18 protein-coding genes and 2 tRNA genes are annotated in these 21,246 nt (G+C 67.1%); 1 reads left to right on the forward strand and 19 read right to left on the reverse strand.

From position 1 onward, the window contains the following. Positions 1-164 precede the first annotated feature (164 nt). Positions 165-256 (forward strand) — tRNA-Ser (locus AC3EC3_RS07585). 104 nt (positions 257-360) lie between these two features. Here the strand turns inward: AC3EC3_RS07585 and AC3EC3_RS07590 are convergent. The 19 genes from AC3EC3_RS07590 to murD form a co-directional block, all read right to left on the reverse strand. After that, a complete protein-coding gene (locus AC3EC3_RS07590; RefSeq protein WP_488488979.1) occupies positions 361-1,128 on the reverse strand; it encodes a hypothetical protein in 768 nt (255 codons plus the stop codon). A 162-nt stretch (positions 1,129-1,290) separates the two neighbouring features. Further along, complete coding sequence (locus AC3EC3_RS07595; protein WP_488488980.1) at positions 1,291-1,593, reverse strand: hypothetical protein; 303 nt, start codon at positions 1,591-1,593, stop codon at positions 1,291-1,293. Between the two features lie 133 nt (positions 1,594-1,726). Beyond that, positions 1,727-2,782: a GTPase ObgE gene (gene obgE / locus AC3EC3_RS07600; RefSeq protein WP_488488981.1), complete on the reverse strand. Its 1,056-nt coding sequence runs from the start codon at positions 2,780-2,782 to the stop codon at positions 1,727-1,729. Positions 2,783-2,907: 125 nt separating this feature from the next. Beyond that, positions 2,908-2,983: transfer RNA gene (locus AC3EC3_RS07605), tRNA-Ala, on the reverse strand. 116 nt (positions 2,984-3,099) lie between these two features. Next, positions 3,100-3,987, reverse strand: coding sequence for a hypothetical protein (locus AC3EC3_RS07610; RefSeq protein WP_488488982.1), 888 nt, complete (start codon positions 3,985-3,987; stop codon positions 3,100-3,102). Positions 3,988-4,145: 158 nt separating this feature from the next. Continuing rightward, positions 4,146-4,889 (reverse strand): Bax inhibitor-1/YccA family protein, encoded by a 744-nt coding sequence (locus AC3EC3_RS07615; protein WP_488488983.1) that lies wholly within the window; start codon positions 4,887-4,889, stop codon positions 4,146-4,148. Between the two features lie 303 nt (positions 4,890-5,192). Beyond that, complete coding sequence (locus AC3EC3_RS07620) at positions 5,193-5,996, reverse strand: pyrroline-5-carboxylate reductase family protein (protein ID WP_488488984.1); 804 nt, start codon at positions 5,994-5,996, stop codon at positions 5,193-5,195. 96 nt (positions 5,997-6,092) lie between these two features. Beyond that, positions 6,093-6,599, reverse strand: a complete 507-nt coding sequence (locus AC3EC3_RS07625; protein WP_260924210.1) for a type III secretion system chaperone family protein — start codon at positions 6,597-6,599, stop codon at positions 6,093-6,095. Between the two features lie 198 nt (positions 6,600-6,797). Next, positions 6,798-9,248, reverse strand: a complete 2,451-nt coding sequence (locus tag AC3EC3_RS07630; RefSeq protein ID WP_488488985.1) for an SPOR domain-containing protein — start codon at positions 9,246-9,248, stop codon at positions 6,798-6,800. A gap of 347 nt (positions 9,249-9,595) precedes the next feature. After that, entirely contained in the window at positions 9,596-11,173 is a 1,578-nt protein-coding gene (gene ftsZ / locus AC3EC3_RS07635) for a cell division protein FtsZ (RefSeq protein WP_488488986.1), read from the reverse strand. A 211-nt stretch (positions 11,174-11,384) separates the two neighbouring features. Continuing rightward, entirely contained in the window at positions 11,385-12,665 is a 1,281-nt protein-coding gene (gene ftsA / locus AC3EC3_RS07640; RefSeq protein ID WP_260924216.1) for a cell division protein FtsA, read from the reverse strand. Beyond that, positions 12,665-13,639 carry a cell division protein FtsQ/DivIB gene (locus tag AC3EC3_RS07645; RefSeq protein ID WP_488488987.1) on the reverse strand — a complete coding sequence of 325 codons (975 nt, stop codon included), beginning with the start codon at positions 13,637-13,639 and terminating at the stop codon, positions 12,665-12,667. The genes ftsA and AC3EC3_RS07645 overlap by 1 nt, the downstream gene beginning before the upstream one ends. Beyond that, positions 13,636-14,604 carry a D-alanine--D-alanine ligase gene (locus AC3EC3_RS07650; RefSeq protein WP_488488988.1) on the reverse strand — a complete coding sequence of 323 codons (969 nt, stop codon included), beginning with the start codon at positions 14,602-14,604 and terminating at the stop codon, positions 13,636-13,638. Before AC3EC3_RS07650 ends, AC3EC3_RS07645 begins: the two co-directional genes overlap by 4 nt. Next, positions 14,601-15,128 (reverse strand): DUF4262 domain-containing protein, encoded by a 528-nt coding sequence (locus tag AC3EC3_RS07655; RefSeq protein ID WP_488488989.1) that lies wholly within the window; start codon positions 15,126-15,128, stop codon positions 14,601-14,603. The genes AC3EC3_RS07650 and AC3EC3_RS07655 overlap by 4 nt, the downstream gene beginning before the upstream one ends. After that, positions 15,125-16,045, reverse strand: coding sequence for a UDP-N-acetylmuramate dehydrogenase (gene murB, locus AC3EC3_RS07660; RefSeq protein WP_488488990.1), 921 nt, complete (start codon positions 16,043-16,045; stop codon positions 15,125-15,127). Before murB ends, AC3EC3_RS07655 begins: the two co-directional genes overlap by 4 nt. Next, on the reverse strand, positions 16,042-17,463 hold the full coding sequence (murC, locus tag AC3EC3_RS07665; RefSeq protein WP_488488991.1) for a UDP-N-acetylmuramate--L-alanine ligase: 1,422 nt from the start codon (positions 17,461-17,463) through the stop codon (positions 16,042-16,044). The genes murB and murC overlap by 4 nt, the downstream gene beginning before the upstream one ends. After that, positions 17,460-18,644 carry an undecaprenyldiphospho-muramoylpentapeptide beta-N-acetylglucosaminyltransferase gene (gene murG / locus AC3EC3_RS07670; RefSeq protein ID WP_488488992.1) on the reverse strand — a complete coding sequence of 395 codons (1,185 nt, stop codon included), beginning with the start codon at positions 18,642-18,644 and terminating at the stop codon, positions 17,460-17,462. The genes murC and murG overlap by 4 nt, the downstream gene beginning before the upstream one ends. Further along, on the reverse strand, positions 18,641-19,837 hold the full coding sequence (locus tag AC3EC3_RS07675) for an FtsW/RodA/SpoVE family cell cycle protein (protein WP_488488993.1): 1,197 nt from the start codon (positions 19,835-19,837) through the stop codon (positions 18,641-18,643). The genes murG and AC3EC3_RS07675 overlap by 4 nt, the downstream gene beginning before the upstream one ends. Then, positions 19,837-21,237, reverse strand: a complete 1,401-nt coding sequence (gene murD, locus AC3EC3_RS07680; protein WP_488488994.1) for a UDP-N-acetylmuramoyl-L-alanine--D-glutamate ligase — start codon at positions 21,235-21,237, stop codon at positions 19,837-19,839. The genes AC3EC3_RS07675 and murD overlap by 1 nt, the downstream gene beginning before the upstream one ends. Positions 21,238-21,246: the final 9 nt, after the last annotated feature.

Genomic DNA, 21,246 nt, shown 5'->3' on the forward strand with positions numbered 1-21,246 from the left:
CCGGGCAATGAACGGTCGGCAGTCCGAGTCGGTTTTGCGGCGGAACGAATCCGCACACCACCCTGCGCACCGGGCCATCCCCAACAAAAAGCACAATTCTCGCAACAACGCCCCTTGCCGCCCCGCAAACCCCTCGTTATAGGCCGCCTCCTAGCCACTAGTGCGGAGACGTGGGTGAGTGGCTGAAACCAGCGGTTTGCTAAACCGTCGTGCTCTTAAGGGGGCACCGAGGGTTCGAATCCCTCCGTCTCCGCCATCTTCCCGCCTGTCATCGGCGCTTCCCAGAAGGAAGCGACCAGACAGGCGGGAGTGACTTCCTCCTCCCCCTCTACCCTCTTGTTTTGAGAACCGCTCCGCGCCTTATACGCGCACGCCGGCCTCCAGCCGCGCCAGTCCTTCCAGCCGGATTTCCAGCGAGCGGCGACGCACCAGCCCATGATCGCGCAGCCGCGCCAGCGCCAGCCGCGCCGCCTCCACGCCATGGCGCGAGAGCAGCGCGAGATTGTCCAGCGTCAGCCCGGCACCGCGATCCGCGCGTCCATCAGCATCCCCGCCCGCACAGCGCCCGAAGCTGGCGATCCGCAGCAGCACCATCGAACCGCGCACCCACCCGTGCGTATCGTCGAAAAAGTCGAGATCCTCGGGCAGCGCCTCCCAGACCGCCAGCACCCGCCGCGAAAGCGCAGCATCGAAGTGCGCCGCACCAAAGCGCTGCCACTCGATCGCATGCGAATCGCGCGCGACGATCCGCGTGCGCCGCAGGCAGGCAAGGCCATCCTGCACCTCTTCGGCAGAGAGCCCGGCGCGGTGTGACACCAGTTCGAGATCGGCAGCCATGGGACCGGTTGAATCAGCTGCCCCCGCCCCGATCTTCGCCCCCACCTTTCCACCGACCTGAACGCCAACCAGCGCTTCCAGCACCTGAATCCCGGTGCAGGCGGTTTCGTGCGAGAACGGTGCCTGCCGCGCCGCCTTCTCCAGCGCGGAGCGGCGCGGCCGCCTTGCCCCCGCAGCGAACTGCCGCGCGGCATCAAGGAACGCACGCTCCCGCGAGAGAAACGTCAGCGGCTCGGTATCCAGCCCGGTGCGCCGCGTTCCTGTTCCCTCACCGCTCGTCTCGTTGCGCATGGCATCCTCTCGTCCCTGCCTTCTTCCGTATGCTATATTTCCATGAATACAGTAACAGCAACAAAAAAGGCCGTCATGCAAAGGCATACCCTCTGCACAACAGCCTGCATTTCGAAGGTCAGCTGGTCAGACCCGGCCCGACCCTGCGACGATCAACGGGCCTTATTCCTCGTGAACAAAGGCCAGCCCGTCACCCGCGCCCAGCTTTTCCTCGCCCCGGAAGATACCGTCAAGGCGGGCGCAGACATCGCGGCGGAAATCGGCCTGCAGCATCGAGCGCGGCGCGGTCAACGCGATCTCGTCGGCGATGGCGCCCTTGATGCGCGAAACGGCGGCATCGTCGAGCACACCGACACGCTGCAACTCCTTGCACAGCTGCACCAGCCCGGATGCGGTCGCCTGCGCACGCAGCCCCACGTTCTTGAGATCGTAGTGGTGACGCTTGTTGTCGGCAGAGCTAGCCATGACAGTCCTCACTCCTCTTTTCGCGAGTTACGCGAGGAGGATATGCCTGTCAGGACGCCGCCGCAATCGCTTGTTCGACGATTGTGGCCGGACCGGTCCCATCGCGGGACCGGTCCGGCCAGATCTGAAAACCTCAGATCGGCGACCAGGGCTTCTCGTCGAGTTCCTCGCGCTCGCCTTCGGGGCGCTCGGTCACGGTCGCGGCGGGCAGATAGTCGATCACTGCGTCGAGCAGCTTCGAGATGCCCTTGCCGCTGAGGCCCGAGATCGGGAACACCTCGTCGGCCCCGGCCTTGAGCAGCTCGCGCGCATAGTCCGCCGCCAGCGCATCGTCGATCAGGTCGACCTTGTTCAGCGCGACCAGACGCGGCTTGTCCTCCAGCCCGTTGCCGTAGGCCTCCAGCTCTTCCTCGACCACGCGCATCGCCTCGACCGGATCGGCATCCGATACGTCGATCAGGTGGACGAGCACGCGGCAGCGCTCGATATGGCCCAAGAACCGGTCACCGATGCCCGCACCGTCCGCCGCGCCCGCGATCAGGCCCGGAATGTCGGCCAGCACGAACTCGCGATACTTGTGGCTGACCACGCCCAGCTGCGGGCGCAGCGTGGTGAAGGCGTAATTGCCGACCTTTGCCTTGGTGTTCGACAGCTGGTTGATGAAGGTGGACTTGCCCGCATTGGGCATGCCGACAAGGCCGACATCGGCCAGCAGCTTCAGCCGCAGCCACACCCACAGCTCCTCTGCCGGAATGCCCGGCTGGTGCTGGCGCGGCGCGCGGTTGGTGCTGGTCTTGTAGCTGGCATTGCCGCGACCGCCCATGCCGCCTTCGAGCAGCGTCACGCGCTCGCCGGCTTCGGTAAGGTCGGCCAGGATCGTCTCGCCGTCCTCGTCCGAGATCAGCTGGGTGCCCACCGGCACCTTGACGACCAGATCGTCGGCTGCGGCGCCATTGCGGTTCTTGCCCATGCCGTGGCCGCCGCGCTTCGCCTTGAAGTGCTGGGTATAGCGGAAGTCGATCAGGGTATTGAGGCCGGGCACCGCCTCGAACACGATATCGCCGCCCTTACCGCCGTTGCCGCCGTCAGGGCCGCCGTATTCGACGTACTTCTCACGCCGAAAGCTGACCGCACCGGGGCCACCGCCGCCCGAACGGATGTAAATCTTGGCCTGGTCGAGAAAATGCATGACAATAGTTCCGGTTCATCTGACGGGCTGGCGGCCGGCCCGTGCAGAGATAATCCCGCGAACAACCGCCCAAACGCGAAAAAGCCGCGACGGGCGCGGCCATTCCATACTTCGATTTCAATCACTGGTGGAGCCGAGGGGGATCGAACCCCTGACCTCGTCATTGCGAACGACGCGCTCTCCCATCTGAGCTACGGCCCCGTTCCAGCAATCAGCAGACCCTCATCCGGCGCCCGAAGGCCCCTTCCGCCGGTCTGCGGAGGCGCTCCCTTAGCGAATGCTGCAGAAGCGCGAAAGCAAAAAATGCGCGATCCCGCTCAATTCCCTGCCGCAGGCGCGGGTTGCGGCGTCGTGGTCGAAGACGTTCCGGCCGGGCCTGCGGAAGGCCCCATGCCACCCGAAGGTAACGTCATCTGGCTGGGCGGGGTCATTGCCTTCATCATCGCCTGTTGCTCGGCAGACGGCTTCACAATGACCAGAGCATTGCCATAACGCGCCTGCCAGGCGGCCAGGTCAGCCATGTACTGCGCATAGGCATCGAAGAACGCCTTGAACGGCGCCTCCATCTTGGCGAGGCCTGTGCGGGCATAGCCCTGGAAGTGATCGGCATCGATCGTCGACAGGTCGTTGATCACATCCGCCGCAGCGGCGCAGAAGTTCTTGTTCACCGGCGGCAGCGCGAAGAAGTTGTAGACCGAGGTCTGGTAGGTCTCCCGCGCGACCGTCGCTGCGCGGCCCGAGGCCTTGAGCGAGAAGCTGCGCGCGACCGTGGCGTTCGCCGCGTCGAGCTGCTTGTCATAGGTCACGAGGAAGCGCTTGTAGCCCGCTAGGATCTGCGGTGCGTTCACCGGGTCCATGCAGTTGAGCGCGGCCACGTTCAATGCCGAGCGCAGGTTCCATTCGGCCTGCGTGCTCGAAATATCGTAGTTCACGGTATGGCGCGTGCCATCGTCGCTGACCGGCGGGATATTGAGGCTCTCGGGCGCCTGATTGGGCGGCGTCGGCTTGGGCGGCACCACCACGACCGGCGGCGGAGGCGGCGGCGGAGGCGGCGGAGGCGGCGGCGAGGCACAACCTGCCAGAAGCGCGAAGGCACCGGATACCGCGCCCCCTGCCAGCAACGGCCACTTGCGCTGTACGGCCGCACGCGCGACGGCACAGATGCGGCTCAACTTCCCCTGAGCCGACTTGGACACCTCGTTCACCCTGACATAACTCCCTTGGCAGGCGCAGTTCTCTAACGCGCCCTCCCCGCAAAGCAAATGCCCGGTGCGACGAAACGCACCGGGCATGATGCCTGTATGACGATTTTTGGTGGATGACCGGCGCCGGGGCTGCCCGAGGCCGCTCGATCCGAACCGGATCAGTTACGCTGCTGGCCCATGAAGCTGAGCAGGAACTGGAACATGTTGATGAAGTCCAGGTACAGGCTCAGCGCCCCCATCACCACCATCTTGGCCGCCCACGGCGTACCCTGAAGCTGGTAGTACTGGTTCTTGAGCATCTGCGTATCGTAGGCGGTAAGGCCTGCGAAGATCAGAACGCCCAGCACCGAGATCGCCATCTGCAGGGCGCTGGAGCCCACGAAGATGTTGATCAGCATCGCGATCATGATGCCGAACAGGCCCATGATCAGGAACGTGCCGAAGCCCGACAGGTCCTTCTTCGTGGTGTAGCCGAACAGGCTCAGCCCCGCGAAAGCTGCCGCGGTCGCAAAGAAGGTCGTCGCGATCGAGGTCGAGGTAAACACGATAAACAGCGTCGACATCGACAGACCCATCACCGCGCAAAAGCCCCAGTAGAGCATCTGCAGCGTCGAGGTCTTCATGCGCTGGAAGCCGAAGTTCATCGCGAAGACGAAGCCCAGCGGCGCCAGCATCACCAGCCACTTGAGCGGCGAGAACATCATCTGCTGGGCAAGACCCGAGCTGGCGAACAGCAGCGCTACGACGCCCGAGAGCAGCACGCCCGAGGCCATGTAGTTGTAGATCGACAGCATGTGTCGACGCAGGCCCTGATCGTAGCTTACGCGGCCACCGGTCCGTCCGTCGAGGCTCGGAGACGCACCGAAACCCTCACGGGGCCGGGGGTCGTTCCAGTTCGCCATTTCAAACTCCACAATTGCCGGTGTGCAGCGCCCAATGCGCCTGACCGGGATGAACACGAATATCGGCCCCTCTTTTCCCCTTTTCAAGGAAAACCGGGTCGCATTCCGTATGACAAAGTGTGTCTGAAGCGCGGTTGAATGCACTTCATGTGTTCGAAAAATATGCAGGAGCACATTTTTCGGCGCCGCACCGGCCCTCTCCCCCACCCTGCCACCCGCAGGATACTACCGTTGGGTGGCAGGGTGGGGGAGAGGGCCGGTGCCGCAAAACCGGGTGCCCCGAATTTTCAGACCATAACGGCCTTAGCGCGCCGCTGCCGCCATTTCCGCATTGCGATCGCGCGACGCGGTCATCGTCGCCTCGATCAGGCGGGCGAGCGCGGCATCGGCATCGAGCACGTTCATGCCCGCCCGCGTCGAGCCGCCGGGGCTCGCCACCTTGTCGGCCAGCGCGCCGGGGCTGTCGGGGGAAATCGCCGCCAACTGCGCCGCGCCCTCGACCATCGCGATCGCGAGGCGCTGCGCCTGTCCGGCCTCGATCCCCAGCGCCACCGCGCCTGCGGCCAGCGAATCGATGAAGCGATAGACGAAGGCCGGGCCGCAGCCAGCCAGCGCCGTCACCGAATCGAACAGGCTCTCGTCCGCCAGCCATTCGGGGGTGCCAAGCGGCGCCATCAGCGCGGTGACATCGGCGCGGCCCGCCTCGTCGATGCCTCGGGCATCCAGAGCGACGGGCGCCTTGCCGATGGCGACGGCGAGGTTGGGCATGATGCGCAGGATGCCGCCCGCCTCGGGGAAGCGCGCAGCGAGGCTGTCGAACTCGACACCCGCCAGGATCGAGAACAGCACCGTGCCGCTGCCGACCAGCGGACGGATCGCGGGTGCCGCCTGATCGAGGCCCTGCGGCTTAATGCCGAGCATCACCGCGTCAAACGTCCCTTCGGCGGGCAGTTCGCGCAACAGGGTGACGCCTTCGGGCACGCTGGTGCGGTGCGGATCGACCACGGTGAAGACCGCAGGCGCGATGCCGCCTGCCAGCCAGCCTGCCAGCATGGCCCCCGCCATGTTGCCGCAGCCCACGAGCAGGATGGAATTGAAACGGGTCATCGCGGCGGTCTCCTCGGATGGGTTCGGCAGGAGGTCCGCCCTGCCCTTCCCCCGCCGACTAGAGAGAGTACGCCGCGATTTGAAGGAAAAATTCCCTCAGGCTTCCCCGGCGGCGTCCACCAGTGCGGCGGCGAGCGCCTCGGCGGGGGTCTTGTCACCCCACAGGATGAACTGGAACACCGGATAGAAGCGGTCGCACTCTTCGAGCGCGCCCTCGATCGCCAGCTGCGCCTGCCCCGGCCCCAGCAGGCCATCGTCGCCCAGCACCAGCCCGTGGCGATAGAGCACCACGCCGCCGTTCGACCAGATGTCGAAATGGCCGACCCAGAGCTGTTCGTTGATCAGCGCCAGCGCCTCGAAGATCGGGCCGCGCTTGCCTTCGGGCACGCGCACGTCGGGCAGGCAGATGATCTGCAGCACGCGATCCTCGCCGCGCCAGATCGCCTGGAGCTGATAGGTCGCCCAGCTGCCCTTGATCTCGACCGAGATCTCGTCTTCGCCAACGAATTCGAACGGCCAGCCGCGTGCCTCGAACAGCGAGGCCAGCATCTCGACCGGCGCGGCATCGTCGTTGCGATCGATGTCGTCCTGCACTGTTCTCATGATCCCCGTCACTGACCCTCCGCAAGTCGCATCCAAGTCGTCCTGTGTGTGCATGGATGACGTGCTGCGGGCCTGCCGCCCAGCCCAGCCCTGCGAACGCCTGTGCATGACTGCACAAGCCTGTTCACAGGGTGTGGATAAGGTGTGCGAAAGGTTAAGCCGCGCAACCTGCGAAGAGGCGCGCCGCGCGGCATCGGATCAATCGACCGGCAGCGCGTCGACGGCTTCGCCCTCGTCGCTGCTCCATGGCACGAAATCGGTGATGCCGCCCTTCTTCAGCGCATCCATCGCGCGCTGCGCCGCCTTGTCGCTGGCGAACGGGCCAATGACCATGCGGTTGGTGCGACCCATCTTCGCCACGGAGGGCGACTGCCCCTTGAGCGCACCCGGCGACTTCTTCGTCAGGCGATTCCAGGTGAAGGCCAGCGCGTCCTTGTCGCGACCCACGCCGATCTGCACCCACTGGCGCGCGGGCGCAGGCGGGGTCTTGGCCTCGGCCTTCTTCGCACCCTTGCGGCCGGACGCCTTGCCCGAATCCTTCTCGTCATCGGCCTTGTCGGACGCTTTGGCGCCCTTCTTCTTCGCGCTCGAAGACTTTTCGGTGGGCGGCGAAATGGCATCGACCGAAGGCGCGCCGGGTACGGCGTCGACCGCCTCGCCCGCGTCACTCGACCATGGCACGGTATCGCGGATGCCCCCGTCGCGCAGGTCCGACATGAAGGCGGCGGCGTCCTTGTCGCTGTCGAACGGGCCGACGACGATGCGGCTGGTGCCGCCCATGTCCGCCGTGAACACCGACTGCCCCCGGAAGGCGTCGGGCGCCTTCGTCACCAGCTGGCGCCAGGTCCAGCGGATCGCGTTAATATTCGAGCCGACGCCGATCTGCACCCATTTGCGCGCGGGCACCGGCGGCGGTGCGGGCTTCTTGGGCTCGATCTTCTTGCGCGGCGCCGGTTTGGCGACGGGCTTGGCCACCGGCTTGGCCGCTGTGACAGTGGCGACAGGCGCCTCGACCACGGGCCTGGGCGCATCGACTGGCTCGGGAGCAGGTGCGGGCGCCGGTACGGGCGTCGGCTGCGGCGTAGGCAGGGTCGGGCGACCGAGATCGGCAAAGGCCTGCGCCAGCGTTGGACGCTCGACCACCGCGTGCGAATCGGCAGACGAGGACGGCGGCGGCGGCGTGTCCGCAGCAGCGGCAGGCAGCGTGCGCGAGCCGGTGGACTGCGCCAGATCGAAGCCCGGCTGAGGCCGGGTCTGAGGTTGGGGCTGGGGCGTCGGCTGGACCACGGGCCGCGAGGTTGCCGCAGGCGCATCACCCATCGCCGCCGCAGACGGCATGGTGATCGGCGCGGGCATCGCCACCGAGGAGGCAGATCTTTCAGGCGCGGGCCGCGTGATCGGCGCGCTCTGCACCGGCGACGGGCTGGACGCGCGAGCCGGGTTGGGCATCGCCGCCGTATTCGCGGGCGGGACCACAGTGGGCGACGGCATTGCCGTCGGAGAAGGCATCGGCGTATTGCCCGCCATGGCCGTGGAGCGACCCGCATCGACCGGCGGCAATTCGCCCGAGCTGTCGCGCTCGATCGTTGCCTGCACCTCGCCCGGCGCCACGCGCGGGGTATTGGCGGCAAGCTGCGTCGGCGTGGGCCGCTCGCCCCGATCGGCATGCTTCTTCTTCGCGCGGCCCGAGCCCAGCGTCTCGCCCTGCGGGATCAGCCCGGCATCGGCAGTGCGCATGCCCGTATTGGCGCCCGCGCTGCCGCCATGCTGCGCCGAATAGGCCGCGACGGCGGGCGAATCGGTGCCGATCTCCGCCGCCTTGGGGAAATCGCCAAGGTTCGCGGCAGCGGCCTGCTGCGCACGCGTCAAACGCGGCATGTAGCGCATGTAGGGCGTCACCGCCTCGGCCAGCTTGGCAGGCAGGATCGCCGCCACGGTGGTTTCGGCCTTCTTGGTATCGCCGCCGATGGCATAGACGAAAGCGCGGGTGCGCCACGCGGGTTTGTCCTGCTTGCGCAGCAGCGGCATCAGCGTGTCGTCGGCAGCCTTGCCGTCGCCCGAGATCGCCTGGCTGACCGCGAGACGCAGGCGCACCTCGTCCGCATCGGCAGGGTTCGTCGCCTGCGCATACATCCGCTGGGCCGAGGCGTTGTCGCCGGCCAGATCGTAGGCGAGACCCCAGTCGGCGGCGATCTGCGCGGTGCCGATACCGCCCCGGTCGGCAGCGACGAACAGCGGCAGCGCGCCCACCGGATCGCCGCCCAGCGCCATCGCGCGGGCCAGTCCCGCCTGCGTCTGCGGGTTGTTCGGCGAAATCTCGTCCGCCCGCTTGTAGAAGCCCTTCGCGGCCTGAAAATCGCCGAGGCCGGTGGCGGCATCGCCTGCATCGACCAGCGCCGAGACGTCCTTCGGATTGCGCGCCAGCCGCTTCATCGCGGCATCGAGCTTGCCCTTGTTGGGATCCGGCAGCGGCTGGACCACCTCGCGCGAGGCGGCCTGCGCATGGGCGGGCGCGTTTGCCCCCAGCAGGGCGAAGACCGGCGCGGCACAGGCCAGCAATCCTGCGGCAAGCGCCCGGAAACGCGCACGGCGGGGGGATTTGGCAGACGGGCGGCCAGAAGGGCGGGCAGAGGCGGAAATGATGGGCATGCGACGGATTTCAGCAAAGTCCTGCGTTGCGAAAATGGAGCGGTCAGGCATCTGCGGGATGCCCTGCAAGGCACCGCGCGTCACCCTCCCCTTCATCCTGGCCATGGCATAGCGCCGGGGGCAGCACACGGCAATCGGGCGGCGGGCTCCGCCGTGGCCTGTCCACGGCGAATATGCGCGCACGTAGGCGCAGGCGCGTGAACAGCGCCAGAATGACGGCCAGGATGGTGGCGGATCGACAGGCGGCCCGAAAACGAAAAACGGCGGGCGCCCCGAAGGCACCCGCCGCTTTTTCGTCATCCTGGGCCACCCCGATCAGAACCGGAACGGAGTCCGGTCACGGGCGGTCACTGATTATTCTGGCGCCCGAGAAACCGCGGGATGCTGAACGAGGACTGGTCGCCCTCACCGGCCTGCGGCTCTTCGGCGGGCCGCGAACGCGACATCGAACTCATGCGGTCGAACAGCGAGGAGCCGGTTGCCGGACGCGGTGCCGCCGGAGCGGGGGCAGCAGCGCCGGGCGCGCGGTACGCTTCCGAGCCCGCGCCGCCGCCGAACAGTTCGTCCTGCTTGCGGGCACCGACGCCGGGCGCGGCCTGCGTATCGGGACCAAGCTCCAGCGGATCGCTGCGACCGGGCGCCGGATAGGCCGAAGCATCCTGCACGGGCACTTCATGACCGACGCCGAGTTCGAGCGCCTGCTCGGGCTCGACCGGCGCGCGATAGGCATTACCGACTGCGGGCGCGGCGGGCGCAGCAGTCGCCTGTGGAGCCGGAGCCGGAGCCGGAGCCGGAGCAGCATAGGCCGTCGGGGCCGGAGCGGGCGCCGGGGCCGGTGCGGCCTCGTAGCTCACCGGCGCCGGAGTCGGGGGGGCAGCCGGAGTGGCGATCGACGGACGCACCGGCCCGCGCGACGCCGACATGCTGACTGGGCGCTGGGCGACTTCGGCCTGCTCCGTGGTCTGCTCGATGCCGGTGGCGACGACCGAGACGCGGATCTTGCCGTCGAGATCAGGATTGAACGCCGAGCCCCAGATGATGTTCGCATCGGGATCGACCAGATCGCGGATGTGGTTCGCCGCCTCGTCGACTTCGAGGAGCTTCATGTCCTCGCCGCCGATGATCGAGATGATGACGCCCTTCGCACCCTGCATCGACACGCCGTCGAGCAGCGGGTTGGCGATGGCGCGCTCGGCGGCTTCCAGCGCACGGTTCTGGCCTTCGCCCTCGCCCGTGCCCATCATCGCCTTGCCCATCTCGGCCATGACCGAGCGGACGTCGGCGAAGTCGAGATTGATGAGGCCCGGCATGATCATCAGGTCGGTGATCGAGCGCACGCCCTGCTGAAGCACTTCGTCGGCCAGCTGGAACGCTTCCTTGAACGTGGTCTCCGCCTTGGCAACGAGGAACAGGTTCTGGTTCGGAATGACGATCAGCGTGTCGACCTGCTTCTGCAGTTCCTCGATGCCCGCTTCGGCGGCGCGCATGCGGCGCGTGCCTTCGAACAGGAACGGCTTGGACACGACGCCGACGGTCAGCACGCCCTTTTCACGCGCGGCCTGCGCGATGATCGGCGCGGCACCGGTGCCGGTGCCGCCGCCCATGCCGGCTGCGATGAAGCACATGTGGACGCCATCGAGAACGCGCTCGATCTCGGCGATGGTCTCTTCCGCAGCGGCACGCCCCACTTCGGGGCGCGCCCCTGCGCCGAGGCCCTGCGTGATGTCCGGCCCCAGCTGGATGCGCGTTTCCGCGATCGAGTTGTTGAGCGCCTGCGCGTCCGTATTGGCGACGACGAAATCGACGCCCTCGATCTGGGCTTCGATCATGTTGGCGATGGCGTTGCCGCCCGCACCGCCCACGCCGATCACGACGATGCGCGGACGAAGCTCGTCGATCGCTGGCGGTCCGATGTTAATGCTCATTTCGCTCTCCTGGCAGGCACGTGCGCGAAGAATTTACCTTGACCGATTTGATTGCACGCTTCGATTCGGCGATGCAAAGACCGCAAGTCCGTTGTCCACAGCGAAATCGGCCAATTCCGCCATTTTTCGAGCCCGCTGCGACGAATGGGAGTCGTCGCGCGGCAGGCCGGCCCCCTTACAGGGCTAGAAAGCCATGTAAGGCGCTCCATCCTCAGAAATACTCCCGAAGCGCGCGGTACACGCGATTCACAATGCCGAGGCCCTTGTAGCTGGTCGCATCGGCCTGTCGGCGCCCCAGCGAACGGATATCTGTCGGGCTCGACGAGGCGTATAGCACAAGTCCGGCCAGCGTGGAAAACCCCGGCTTCACATGCGTTTCGGCAAGCCCTGCGATCTGCGGCACCCGGCCGATACGAACCGGACGGCCCAGCGCGGCTTGGGCATAGTCGGCAAGGCCCACCAGTTCCGCGCCGCCGCCGGTGAACACCACCTGTTTGCCGCGCTGCCCTGCGAACTGCATCGTGCGCAGCACCTTATTGATCTCTTCCATCAGCACGCCGAGCTGCCCGGTGATGACGCCGATCAGTTCGGCGCGCGGGATGCGGTTTTTCTCGTCGGCATGGCGCGCGATCGGCCCGGTGTCTTCCTCGCCCGGCGCGTTGACCGGGATCATCTCGCGATGGTCGGTCGGACTGGCGATGGCCGAGCCATTGACGCATTTCAGGCGCTCGGCCTGATAGCGGCGGATGCCGAAGGCCGAGGCGATGGCGTCGGTGATGTCAGCAGAGCCCATCGGGATCGCCACCATGTCGATCAGCATGCCCTGCGCATAGAGCGCCACGTTCGTCACTTCCGCGCCGAATTCGACCAGCGCGACGCCCAGATCGCGCTCCTCGGGCGAAAGGCAGGCCTGCCCCGCAGCCACCGGCGAGGCGACCACGGCCTCGACATCGAGGTGCGCGCTCTGCACCGCTTCGGTCAGGTTGCGGATCGGCGCGCCGTCCGCCAGCATGACATGGATATCGACACCCAGCCGCTCGGCATGGAGGCCGCGCGGATCGATCACGCCATGCGCGCCGTCGAGCCGGTATTGCGCGGGCTGGGCATGGAGCACCAGCCGCCCGTCGGGCTGGATCACCTCGCGCGCCGACCACAGCAGCGCGTCGATATCCTCCTGCTCGATCCGGCGCCCGCCGATCTCGGCATCGACCTGGGCGATCTGGCTGGCGAGGCCTGCGCCCGAACAGCCGATGTAGACCTTCTGGACCGAGGTATCGGCCATGCGCTCGGCACGGTCGATGGCGTCGCGGATCGCGAACGTCGCGGCGGTCATGTCGGTGACGAAGCCGCGCTTGATGCCCTGGCTGGCGCGGTGGCCCGAGCCGAGCACCACCATGTCGCCCATCTCGGTGAGCCCGGCGACGATGGCGGAAACGCGGAAGGAGCCGATATTGACCGCGCCGAATACGCGGGTGATGCGGGGGCTGGGCATCAGTCGTCCCCTTCGAGAGTTGCAGCAGGTTTGGCCGAGGCCTTCGCGTCCTTCGCGGCTTTCGCAGCGGCGGCCTTGTCGGCAGCTTCCTGCTCTTCCAGCCCCGGAACGCGCATGTACATGCGGTCGCCCGCGCGCATGTCGAACGCAGCGACCTTGCCACCGAGCAGGCGATTGGTGCCGTCGAGCCGCGCGAATTCGACCAGCGCGGCAGCGGATTCCTGATCGCCTTCGGGCAGCGCGAGCACCTGCCCGGTCGCGAAGGTCAAGTTCCAGCGGCGATCGCCCACCCATTCGGCCTCGGTGACGCGGGGCTTCAACGCGGGCGCCGCATCGAGCAGTTGCGAGAGCGCGACGACCTGCGGCCCGGCGCCATCGCCCGAGACGATCAGCTTGCCCTGCGCCTGTCGACGGTCAACCTGCTGGAGCAGGTGGCCGGTCTCGTCGATCAGCCAGTACCCCTGCGCATCGCGCAGCACCGCATGGGGCGTGCGTTCGACGATATCGATCACCAGCGTCTCGGGCAGCTGGCGCGAAACGCGCGCGTCCTTGACCCACGAAAGCGCCAGCAGCTGTTCGCGCAAGTGGTCGATATCGACCTGCGGCATCGCCCGGTTCTGCTCCTGCGCCAGCGCGATCGCATAGACCTGTTTCTTGTCGATATGCTGGACGCCGCGCACTTCCACGCGCTTCACCTCGAAGCCGGTATCGGCGGCCACGCGCGAGATCTGGTCTCCCGCGAGCGCGGGCACACCCACCACCTGCGCGACGATCCACAGCGCCAGCGCGCCGCCCGCCAGGATCGCAAACAGGAAGATGCGGTGCAGCTGCGCCTCGCTGAAGGGCAGCCAGGCCATCACCGAATCGAGCGCGGAGCCCGTGGTCTTCTTCGCTTTCTGGACGCGGGCGCGATTGCCCTGCGCGGCCGCACTCTTGCGGGCAGTCTTGCCCTTGCGGCGGATGGTCTGGCTCATGAAGCCCTGCTTATGCGCGCAGCATCAGCCACCGCGCGATCGGAAAGCGCCTCGGCGATGATCGCCTCGACGAGTTCGGGATAGTCCATGCCGCAGGCCCGCGCCTGTTCGGGCACGAGGCTGAGCGGGGTCATGCCGGGCTGGGTGTTCACTTCCAGCAGGAACAGTCCCTCGACGCCTTGCGTATCGTCCCAGCGGAAGTCCGAACGGCTGGTGCCCTTGCAGCCAAGCAGGCGATGCGCCCGCAGCGCGATCTCCTTGCAGGCCTGCGCGATATCGTCGGGGATTTCCGCCGGGCAGACGTGCTCGGTCATGCCGTCGGTATACTTGGAATCGAAATCGTAGAAGCCCGACTTGGGCTTGAGTTCGGTGACGAGCAGCGCCTTGTCGGCGATCACCGCGGTCGTCAGCTCGCGCCCGCGGATATAGGGCTCGGCCAGCAGTTCCTCGAACTCCTGCCACGGCCCCTTGGCCTCGCGCGCGATCGGGTTGCCGTAGTTGCCTTCCGCCGTGACGATGGCGACGCCGACCGATGAACCCTCGTTCACCGGCTTGAGCACATAGGGACGCGGCAGCGGATCGCGCTCGTGGATTTCCGCGCACTTCACCACGCGGCCACCGGGCATCGGCACACCGTGGGGGACCAGCGCCTGCTTGGTCAGTTCCTTGTCGATGGCGATCACCGAGGTGGCGAGACCCGAATGCGTGTAGGTCAGGCCCATCAGGTCCATCATGCCCTGCACAGTGCCGTCTTCGCCCGGCGTGCCGTGCAGCGCGTTGAACACGACGTCGGGCTTCGCCTCGGCCAGTTTCAGCGCGACATCGCGATCCATGTCGATGCGGGTGACGCGATGGCCCTTGCTTTCGAGCGCCTTGGCCACGCCCTCGCCGCTCATCAGCGAGACGGGACGTTCGGCCGACCAGCCACCCATCAGGACCGCGACGTGAAGCTTAGGAAGTGTCATGAATTCAGGCTCGTTCGATAGAGGGGCGGTTGTTCGTCGATGGTGCTGCGCGCACAGCCCGGTTGCCAGGGATAGAGGCCATCGTCGGCACCGGGCCAGACGATCTGGAACGCGCGCGACAGCGGCTTTCCGGTGCGGCGGCGGGAGAACCAGAGGGCGGAATTGAAGAAGTCTTCGACAAGGTTCACAGGCTCGACCTCGCGCAGCATCACCGGGTGCCCTTCGAGCAGCCCCGCCACTTCGCACCAGTCGTCCATCTCCAGCCCGTTGCGGCACAGCTCCAGCATGCCGTTGATCAGCGAGGCCGCCAGCTTCGTGGAGAAGCCGAAGACGATCACCTCGCCCTGCCCCACCGTCTCGGTAAAGCCGATCGAATAGGCGAAGCGCACGATGCCCGGCTCGCCCTCGTCTTCCTCGCCCTCGTCTTCTTCTGGCGGGAACACGCTGGTGATATGGCAGCCGAATTCCTCCACGTTGTCGAGGATCTGCTGCTCCAGCCGGGTGGTGGGGCGCATGTCGATCATGACGACGCGCTGCCCTTGGGCGCACGCCCGACGCGCTGGATTTCCCATTCGAGCATCACGCCCGACTGCGCCTTGACCCGCGCGCGCACATCCTCGCCCAGCGCCTCGATATCGCTGCTGGTGGCATCGGCGACGTTGAGCAGGAAGTTGGTGTGCTTCTCGCTGACCTGCGCGCCGCCGAGCGTCAGGCCGCGACAGCCCGCCTCGTCCACCAGCTTCCACGCGGCATGGCCCTCAGGGTTCTTGAAGGTCGATCCGCCGGTCTTCGAGCGCAGCGGCTGGCTGGCCTCGCGGCTGGCCGAGATGCGGTCCATCTCCGCCTGGATCGCGGCAGGCTCGCCCGCGCGGCCCTTGAAGCGCGCGGCGACCACCACCGCGCCTTCGGGAAGCGCGGAATGGCGGTAGGTATAGCCGAGATCGGCGTTGCTCAATGTCACCAGCTCGCCCGAGCGCAGCACCACGTCGCAATCGACGAGAATGTCCTTCACCTCGCCGCCATAAGCCCCGCCGTTCATCCGCACGAAGCCGCCGACGGTGCCGGGGATCGAGCGCAGGAACTCAACCCCTGCAATCCCGGCATCGCGCGCGGTGGAAGAAACCAGAATGCCGCTGGCCCCACCGCCGCACGACAGCGTGTGCCCCTCACCTGCGACAACCTTGGCGAACGGCTTGCCGAGGCGGATCACCACGCCGGGCACGCCGCCATCGCGCACGATCATGTTCGAGCCCAGCCCCAGCGCCATCACCGGAACCGCCGGATCGAGGCCGCGCAGGAAGCTGCGCAGATCGTCGAGATCCTTCGGCTCGAACAGCCAGTCGGCCACGCCACCCGACTTGAACCAGACGAGCGGCGCCAGCGGCGCGTTGGCCGTCAGCTTGCCGCGAACCGGGGGAAAGGAGGCAATATCAGCGCTCACCCCGCCCTCCGGCTGCGGATGGCGTCGGCAAGACCGGCGGCCCACTTGGTGATATCGCCCGCGCCAAGGCACACGATCATGTCGCCGGGCTGGATCGAGCCTGCCAGTGCATCGGCGAGCGCGTCGGCGCCCGCGATGACCTGTGCCGAGCGGTGCCCGCGCGCCTTCATGCCGGCGACCATCGCGGCGCTGTCGATGCCATCGAGCGGCGCTTCGCCCGCCGCGTAGACCGGCGCTGCATAGACCACGTCGGCGTCGTTGAAGGCGCCCTGGAAGTCTTCCATGTGATCGCGCAGGCGCGTGAAGCGGTGCGGCTGGACCACGGCGATCACGCGGTTCTTCACGCCCTCGCGCGCGGCGGCGAGCACGGCACGGATCTCGACCGGATGATGGCCGTAATCGTCGATGACTGTGACGTCTCCGCCCTCAAGCGCGATCTCGCCGACCTTGGTGAAGCGGCGCTTGACCCCGCCGAACTTGGAAAAGCCGGTCTGGATGCACGCGTCCGAGCAGCCCATCTCCACCGCGACGCCAATCGCCGCGAGGGCGTTCTGCACGTTGTGGCGCCCTGGCATCGGCAGTTCGATGCCCTCGATCCGGCGGAACGAGCCATCGCGCTGGCGCAGGGCCACGTCGAAGCGGTTGCCGCCCGGAACCGGCGTCACGTTCTCGCCGCGAATGTCGGCCTGTGCGGAGAAGCCGTAGGTCACCACGCGGCGGTCGCGCACCTTGGGGATGATCGCCTGCACTTCGGGGTGGTCGATACACAGCATCGCCGCGCCGTAGAACGGCACGTTCTCGATGAACTCGACGAAGCTCTGCTTGATCTTGTCGAACGAGCCGTAGTGATCGAGATGCTCGGGATCGATGTTGGTGACGATGGCGATGGTACCGTCGAGCCGCAGGAACGAGCCGTCGCTCTCGTCGGCCTCGACCACCATCCAGTCGCTCTCGCCCAGACGCGCGTTCGAGCCGTAGGCGTTGATGATGCCGCCGTTGATCACTGTGGGATCGACCCCGCCAGCATCGAGCAGCGCGGCGACCAGCGAGGTCGTCGTGGTCTTGCCGTGCGTACCCGCCACCGCGACGGTGTTTTTCAGGCGCATCAGCTCGGCCAGCATCTCGGCGCGGCGCACCACCGGAATGCGGTGCTCCAGCGCATAGACGACTTCCGGGTTCTCGCGCTTGACCGCCGTGGAGGTGACGACCACCGCCGCACCCTCGACGTTTTCCGCCGCGTGGCCGATCATCACCTTGATCCCGCGCGCGCGCAGCCCTTCGACCACATAGCCCTCGGCAATGTCCGAACCCTGCACGGCATAGCCCAGGTTGTGCATCACTTCGGCAATGCCCGACATGCCGATGCCGCCGATGCCGACGAAGTGGATCGTCCCGATATCGGTGCCGACGCCCTTCACTGGCCCTGCTCCTTTGCCAGCGCTTCGCCGGAAAGGGATGTGGCAGGCTTCGGGGTCATGCGGATTACGTCCTGAATGGGAGTGGCGCCGAAGCTCTCGACGATATCGGCAAGGTCGGCGGCGGCATTGGGATAGCCGCAGTTCCACGCGGCATGGGCGGCATTGCCCAGCGTTTCGGGATGCTGCGCCATGGCGAGGATCTGCTTGGCGAGTTCGCTGGCGGTGAACCTGTCCTGCCGGATCGAGCGCGCCCCGCCCGCCGCGACGATCTCGCGCGCGTTGGCGGCCTGATGATCGTCGGTGGCGATCGGCAGCGGCACGAGGATCGCGGGACGGCCCACGGCGGTCAGCTCGGCAATGGTCGAGGCGCCCGAGCGCCCGATGAACAGGTGCGCATCGGCCAGACGCTCGGCCATGTCCTCGAAATAGGTGGCGAGTTCGGCGGGGATGCCGTGGCTGGCATAGCGCTGGCGCACCGCGTCGATATCCTCAGGGCGGCACTGCTGGATCACCTGCAGGCGCGAGCGCAGCGCAGTGGGCAGCATGGCGAGCCCATCGGGCACCACTTCGGAGAGCACCCGCGCGCCCTGGCTGCCGCCGGTGACGAGGATGCGGAAAAGGCTGTCCTCGGTGAATTCGGGGAACGGCCGCTCACGCAGCGCCATCACCTCTTCGCGCACCGGATTGCCGACCAGCGTGACCTTGGAGGCCAGCTTCGGATCGAGGCGGTCCACCTGCGCCGAAGAGGTCGCCAGCGCATCGGCCTTGGCGGCGAAGCGGCGGTTGACGCGGCCCAGCACCGCGTTCTGCTCGTGCAGCACGGTCGGGATCTTCGCGGAGGTCGCCGCCATCAGCGTGGGTACCGAAGGATAGCCGCCGAAGCCGATCACTGCGCTCGGCTGGAAACCCTCGAACAGGCGCAGCGCCATGCGGCGCCCTTCGAGCACGCCCAGCGCGCCCTTGATCCAGTTCAGCGGGTTCTTGCCCGCGATCCGGCCCGGCGGCAGGATATGCGCGGGCATGAAATCGGGCTTGCCGGGAATCCTCGCGCCGCGCTCGTCGGTAATGAGCGCGACGTGATGGCCGCGCTTTTCCAGCTCGACCGCCAGCGCGAAGGCCGGGATCAGGTGTCCGCCGGTCCCGCCCGCGGCGAGCACATAGTGACGGCTGACGGTAGTCATGAACGCTCTCCGATGGCGCCGAGCGAAAACCGCTCGCGCTCGATGAAGGGGTTGCGGCGGGTGATCGCCAGCAGCAGCCCTACACATAAACACATGGCGACGGTGGATGATCCGCCATAGCTGATCAGCGGCAGGGTCATGCCCTTGGACGGGAACAACTGCAGGTTCACCAGCACGTTGATGAACGCCTGCCCGCCGAACTGCGCGGCAAAGCCCGAGGCGGCGAGCACGGTGAACAGGTCTTCCTCACGCGTCAGGCGCAGCATCACACGGGTCAGCAGCCCCAGATAGAGGAAGATGATGACCATGCAGGCCAAGAGCCCGAACTCCTCGCCGATGACAGAGAAGATATAGTCGGTATGCGCCTCGGGCAGCGCGAACTTGCGCGCGCCCATCCAGAAGCCCCGGCCCGTCCACCCGCCGTTCAGCAGCGTGCGCTGGGCAAGGTCGACCTGATCGAACGCCTGCCCACCGAACAGGAAGTTGTTGATGCGGTTGCGGCCGTTGGAATAGGTGAAATACATCAGGACGATCAGCACGGCGCCAAGCCCGCCGAACTGCCCGATACGCTTCAGGGGCATGCCCGCCAGCAGGATCATCACGAAGAAGGTGCAGCCGAACAGCATCGTCGATCCGAAATCGGGCTGCATCATCAGCAGCGCGGCCAGCATCGCCATGATCGCAAAGCAGATCGCGATCACCGGCATCTTGGGATCGCGCGCCTTCCACGAGAGAATCCACGCAAGCAAAATCGGGAATCCGGCCTTCAGGAACTCCGACGGCTGGAGCGAGATGCCGAAACGCAGCCAGCGCTTGGCGCCGTTCACTTCCGAGCCCACCAGCGGCACCAGCACCAGCGCGAACAGCATCGCCCCGCCCAGCAGGATGCCGAAGCGGCGCGCGTTCTCGCGGCTCATCGTCGAGACGCCGAACATCGCGACAAGGCCGACCAGCTGCCAGCGCACGCCCAGCCAGAAGAAGTAGAGATCGGGCAGCTTCTCGTGCGCGGTCGACAGGCGCTTGGCGCTGGCCGGAGATCCGGCGGCAACGGCGACGGCACCGATCGCCATCAGGATCAGCACGAGGATGAGAAGGCCCTGGTCGATCTCCTGCCACCACACCGCCAGACTGCTACGGCGATTGCGGTTGTAGCGGGCGATCTGCGCTCCGGGCGCGGGCGAGATCGTTGCCATCAGCCGGCCTCCGCTCCATCGCTGGTATCGCTACTATGGGTGGATTTCATCGTGTTTTCGAGACCGCGCTCGGCGATCAGCGCATCGACGATCTGGCGGAACACGTCGCCGCGCGCCTCGTAATCGCGAAACTGGTCGAAGCTGGCGCAGGCAGGCGAGAGCAGCACCACGTCGCCGGGGCGCGCCGCGTCCATCGCCTGGCGGATTGCCTCGGCCATCATTTCCGAGCGCGTCACCGGCAGAACCGGGCCGAGGATCTCGGCAAACCGCGCCCCGGCATCGCCGATGGTATAGGCCGCCGCGACCTGACCGAACCACGGCGCGCACTCGTCGAGATCGTCGCCCTTGGGAAGGCCGCCCAGAATCCAGTGGATGCGCGGGCCGCTTCCGGCCGGCGGGAAGGCCGCCAGCGCAGGCGCGGTCGAGGCCGGGTTGGTCGCCTTGCTGTCGTTGACGAAAGTGATCCCGCCCGCCTCGGCCACGCGCTCCATGCGGTGCGGCAACCCGTGGAAGGTGGGGAGCGCGGGCAGCCACTGCTCACGCGTCACGCCCAGCGCCTCGACCAGCGCGACGGCGACGGCCACGTTCTGGAGGTTGTGCGGCCCCTGCAACGAAGGCCAGGCGCCCTGAAACGCCAGAAGGTCCGCGCCGGTGACGACCTGCACATCGGCATCATGGCGGCGCAGGCGCTCCGCCTCGGCGATCGTGCGCGTCTCGGCATCGCCATCGCCGAAGACGGCGGCGTGGCCCTTCGACTGCATCGTGAACAGCCGCGCCTTCGAATTGGCGTAGGCGGCAAAGCCATCGTAACGGTCGAGATGGTCGGGCGTCAGGTTGAGCAGCGCCGCCGCGTCGCAATCGAGGCTGCGGGTCAGGTCGATCTGGTAGCTCGACAGCTCCAGCACATAGACGCCGCCTTCGGGCAGCGGCTCGGTGGAGAGGATCGGCACGCCGATATTGCCGCCGAAGCGCGCGGGGATGCCTGCCTCGTCGAGGATATGGCGGACCAGCGAGGTGGTGGTCGACTTGCCGTTGGTGCCGGTGATGCCGATCACGCGGTGCGCGGGCAGGCTGGCGCGGGCCAGCGCGAACAGCTCGATATCGCCGATCAGCGGCACGCCCGCGCGCCGTGCGGCCTCGCCCACCGGGTGGGTGTTGATCGGCACGCCGGGCGAGACGACGAGGCCATCATAGCCCGAGATGTCCGCCAGCACCGGATCGGCCAGCGTCAGCCGTCCGGTTTCCTTGTAGGGGCACAGCGCGGTGCGCGGCTCTTCGCGCGCATCCCAGGCCATGACATGCGCGCCGCTCTCCAGCAGCGTCTGGACCGTCGCCATGCCGGAGCGGGCAAGGCCCAGCACCGCGTAGCGTTTTCCGGCGAAGACGGGAGAGACGATCATCGCAAGGCT

Source organism: Novosphingobium sp. BAM6, from assembly GCF_057784955.1.

Coding starts and splice junctions, on each gene's coding strand:
- ftsZ (WP_488488986.1), bottom strand. CDS start 11,173: ATGAGCATTAACATCGGACCGCCAGCGATCGACGAGCTTCGTCCGCGC.
- murG (WP_488488992.1), bottom strand. CDS start 18,644: ATGACTACCGTCAGCCGTCACTATGTGCTCGCCGCGGGCGGGACCGGC.
- AC3EC3_RS07645 (WP_488488987.1), bottom strand. CDS start 13,639: ATGAGCCAGACCATCCGCCGCAAGGGCAAGACTGCCCGCAAGAGTGCG.
- AC3EC3_RS07650 (WP_488488988.1), bottom strand. CDS start 14,604: ATGACACTTCCTAAGCTTCACGTCGCGGTCCTGATGGGTGGCTGGTCG.
- AC3EC3_RS07590 (WP_488488979.1), bottom strand. CDS start 1,128: ATGCGCAACGAGACGAGCGGTGAGGGAACAGGAACGCGGCGCACCGGG.
- ftsA (WP_260924216.1), bottom strand. CDS start 12,665: ATGCCCAGCCCCCGCATCACCCGCGTATTCGGCGCGGTCAATATCGGC.
- AC3EC3_RS07625 (WP_260924210.1), bottom strand. CDS start 6,599: ATGAGAACAGTGCAGGACGACATCGATCGCAACGACGATGCCGCGCCG.
- AC3EC3_RS07620 (WP_488488984.1), bottom strand. CDS start 5,996: ATGACCCGTTTCAATTCCATCCTGCTCGTGGGCTGCGGCAACATGGCG.
- AC3EC3_RS07615 (WP_488488983.1), bottom strand. CDS start 4,889: ATGGCGAACTGGAACGACCCCCGGCCCCGTGAGGGTTTCGGTGCGTCT.
- AC3EC3_RS07630 (WP_488488985.1), bottom strand. CDS start 9,248: ATGCCCATCATTTCCGCCTCTGCCCGCCCTTCTGGCCGCCCGTCTGCC.
- murD (WP_488488994.1), bottom strand. CDS start 21,237: ATGATCGTCTCTCCCGTCTTCGCCGGAAAACGCTACGCGGTGCTGGGC.
- AC3EC3_RS07675 (WP_488488993.1), bottom strand. CDS start 19,837: ATGGCAACGATCTCGCCCGCGCCCGGAGCGCAGATCGCCCGCTACAAC.
- obgE (WP_488488981.1), bottom strand. CDS start 2,782: ATGCATTTTCTCGACCAGGCCAAGATTTACATCCGTTCGGGCGGCGGT.
- AC3EC3_RS07595 (WP_488488980.1), bottom strand. CDS start 1,593: ATGGCTAGCTCTGCCGACAACAAGCGTCACCACTACGATCTCAAGAAC.
- AC3EC3_RS07655 (WP_488488989.1), bottom strand. CDS start 15,128: ATGATCGACATGCGCCCCACCACCCGGCTGGAGCAGCAGATCCTCGAC.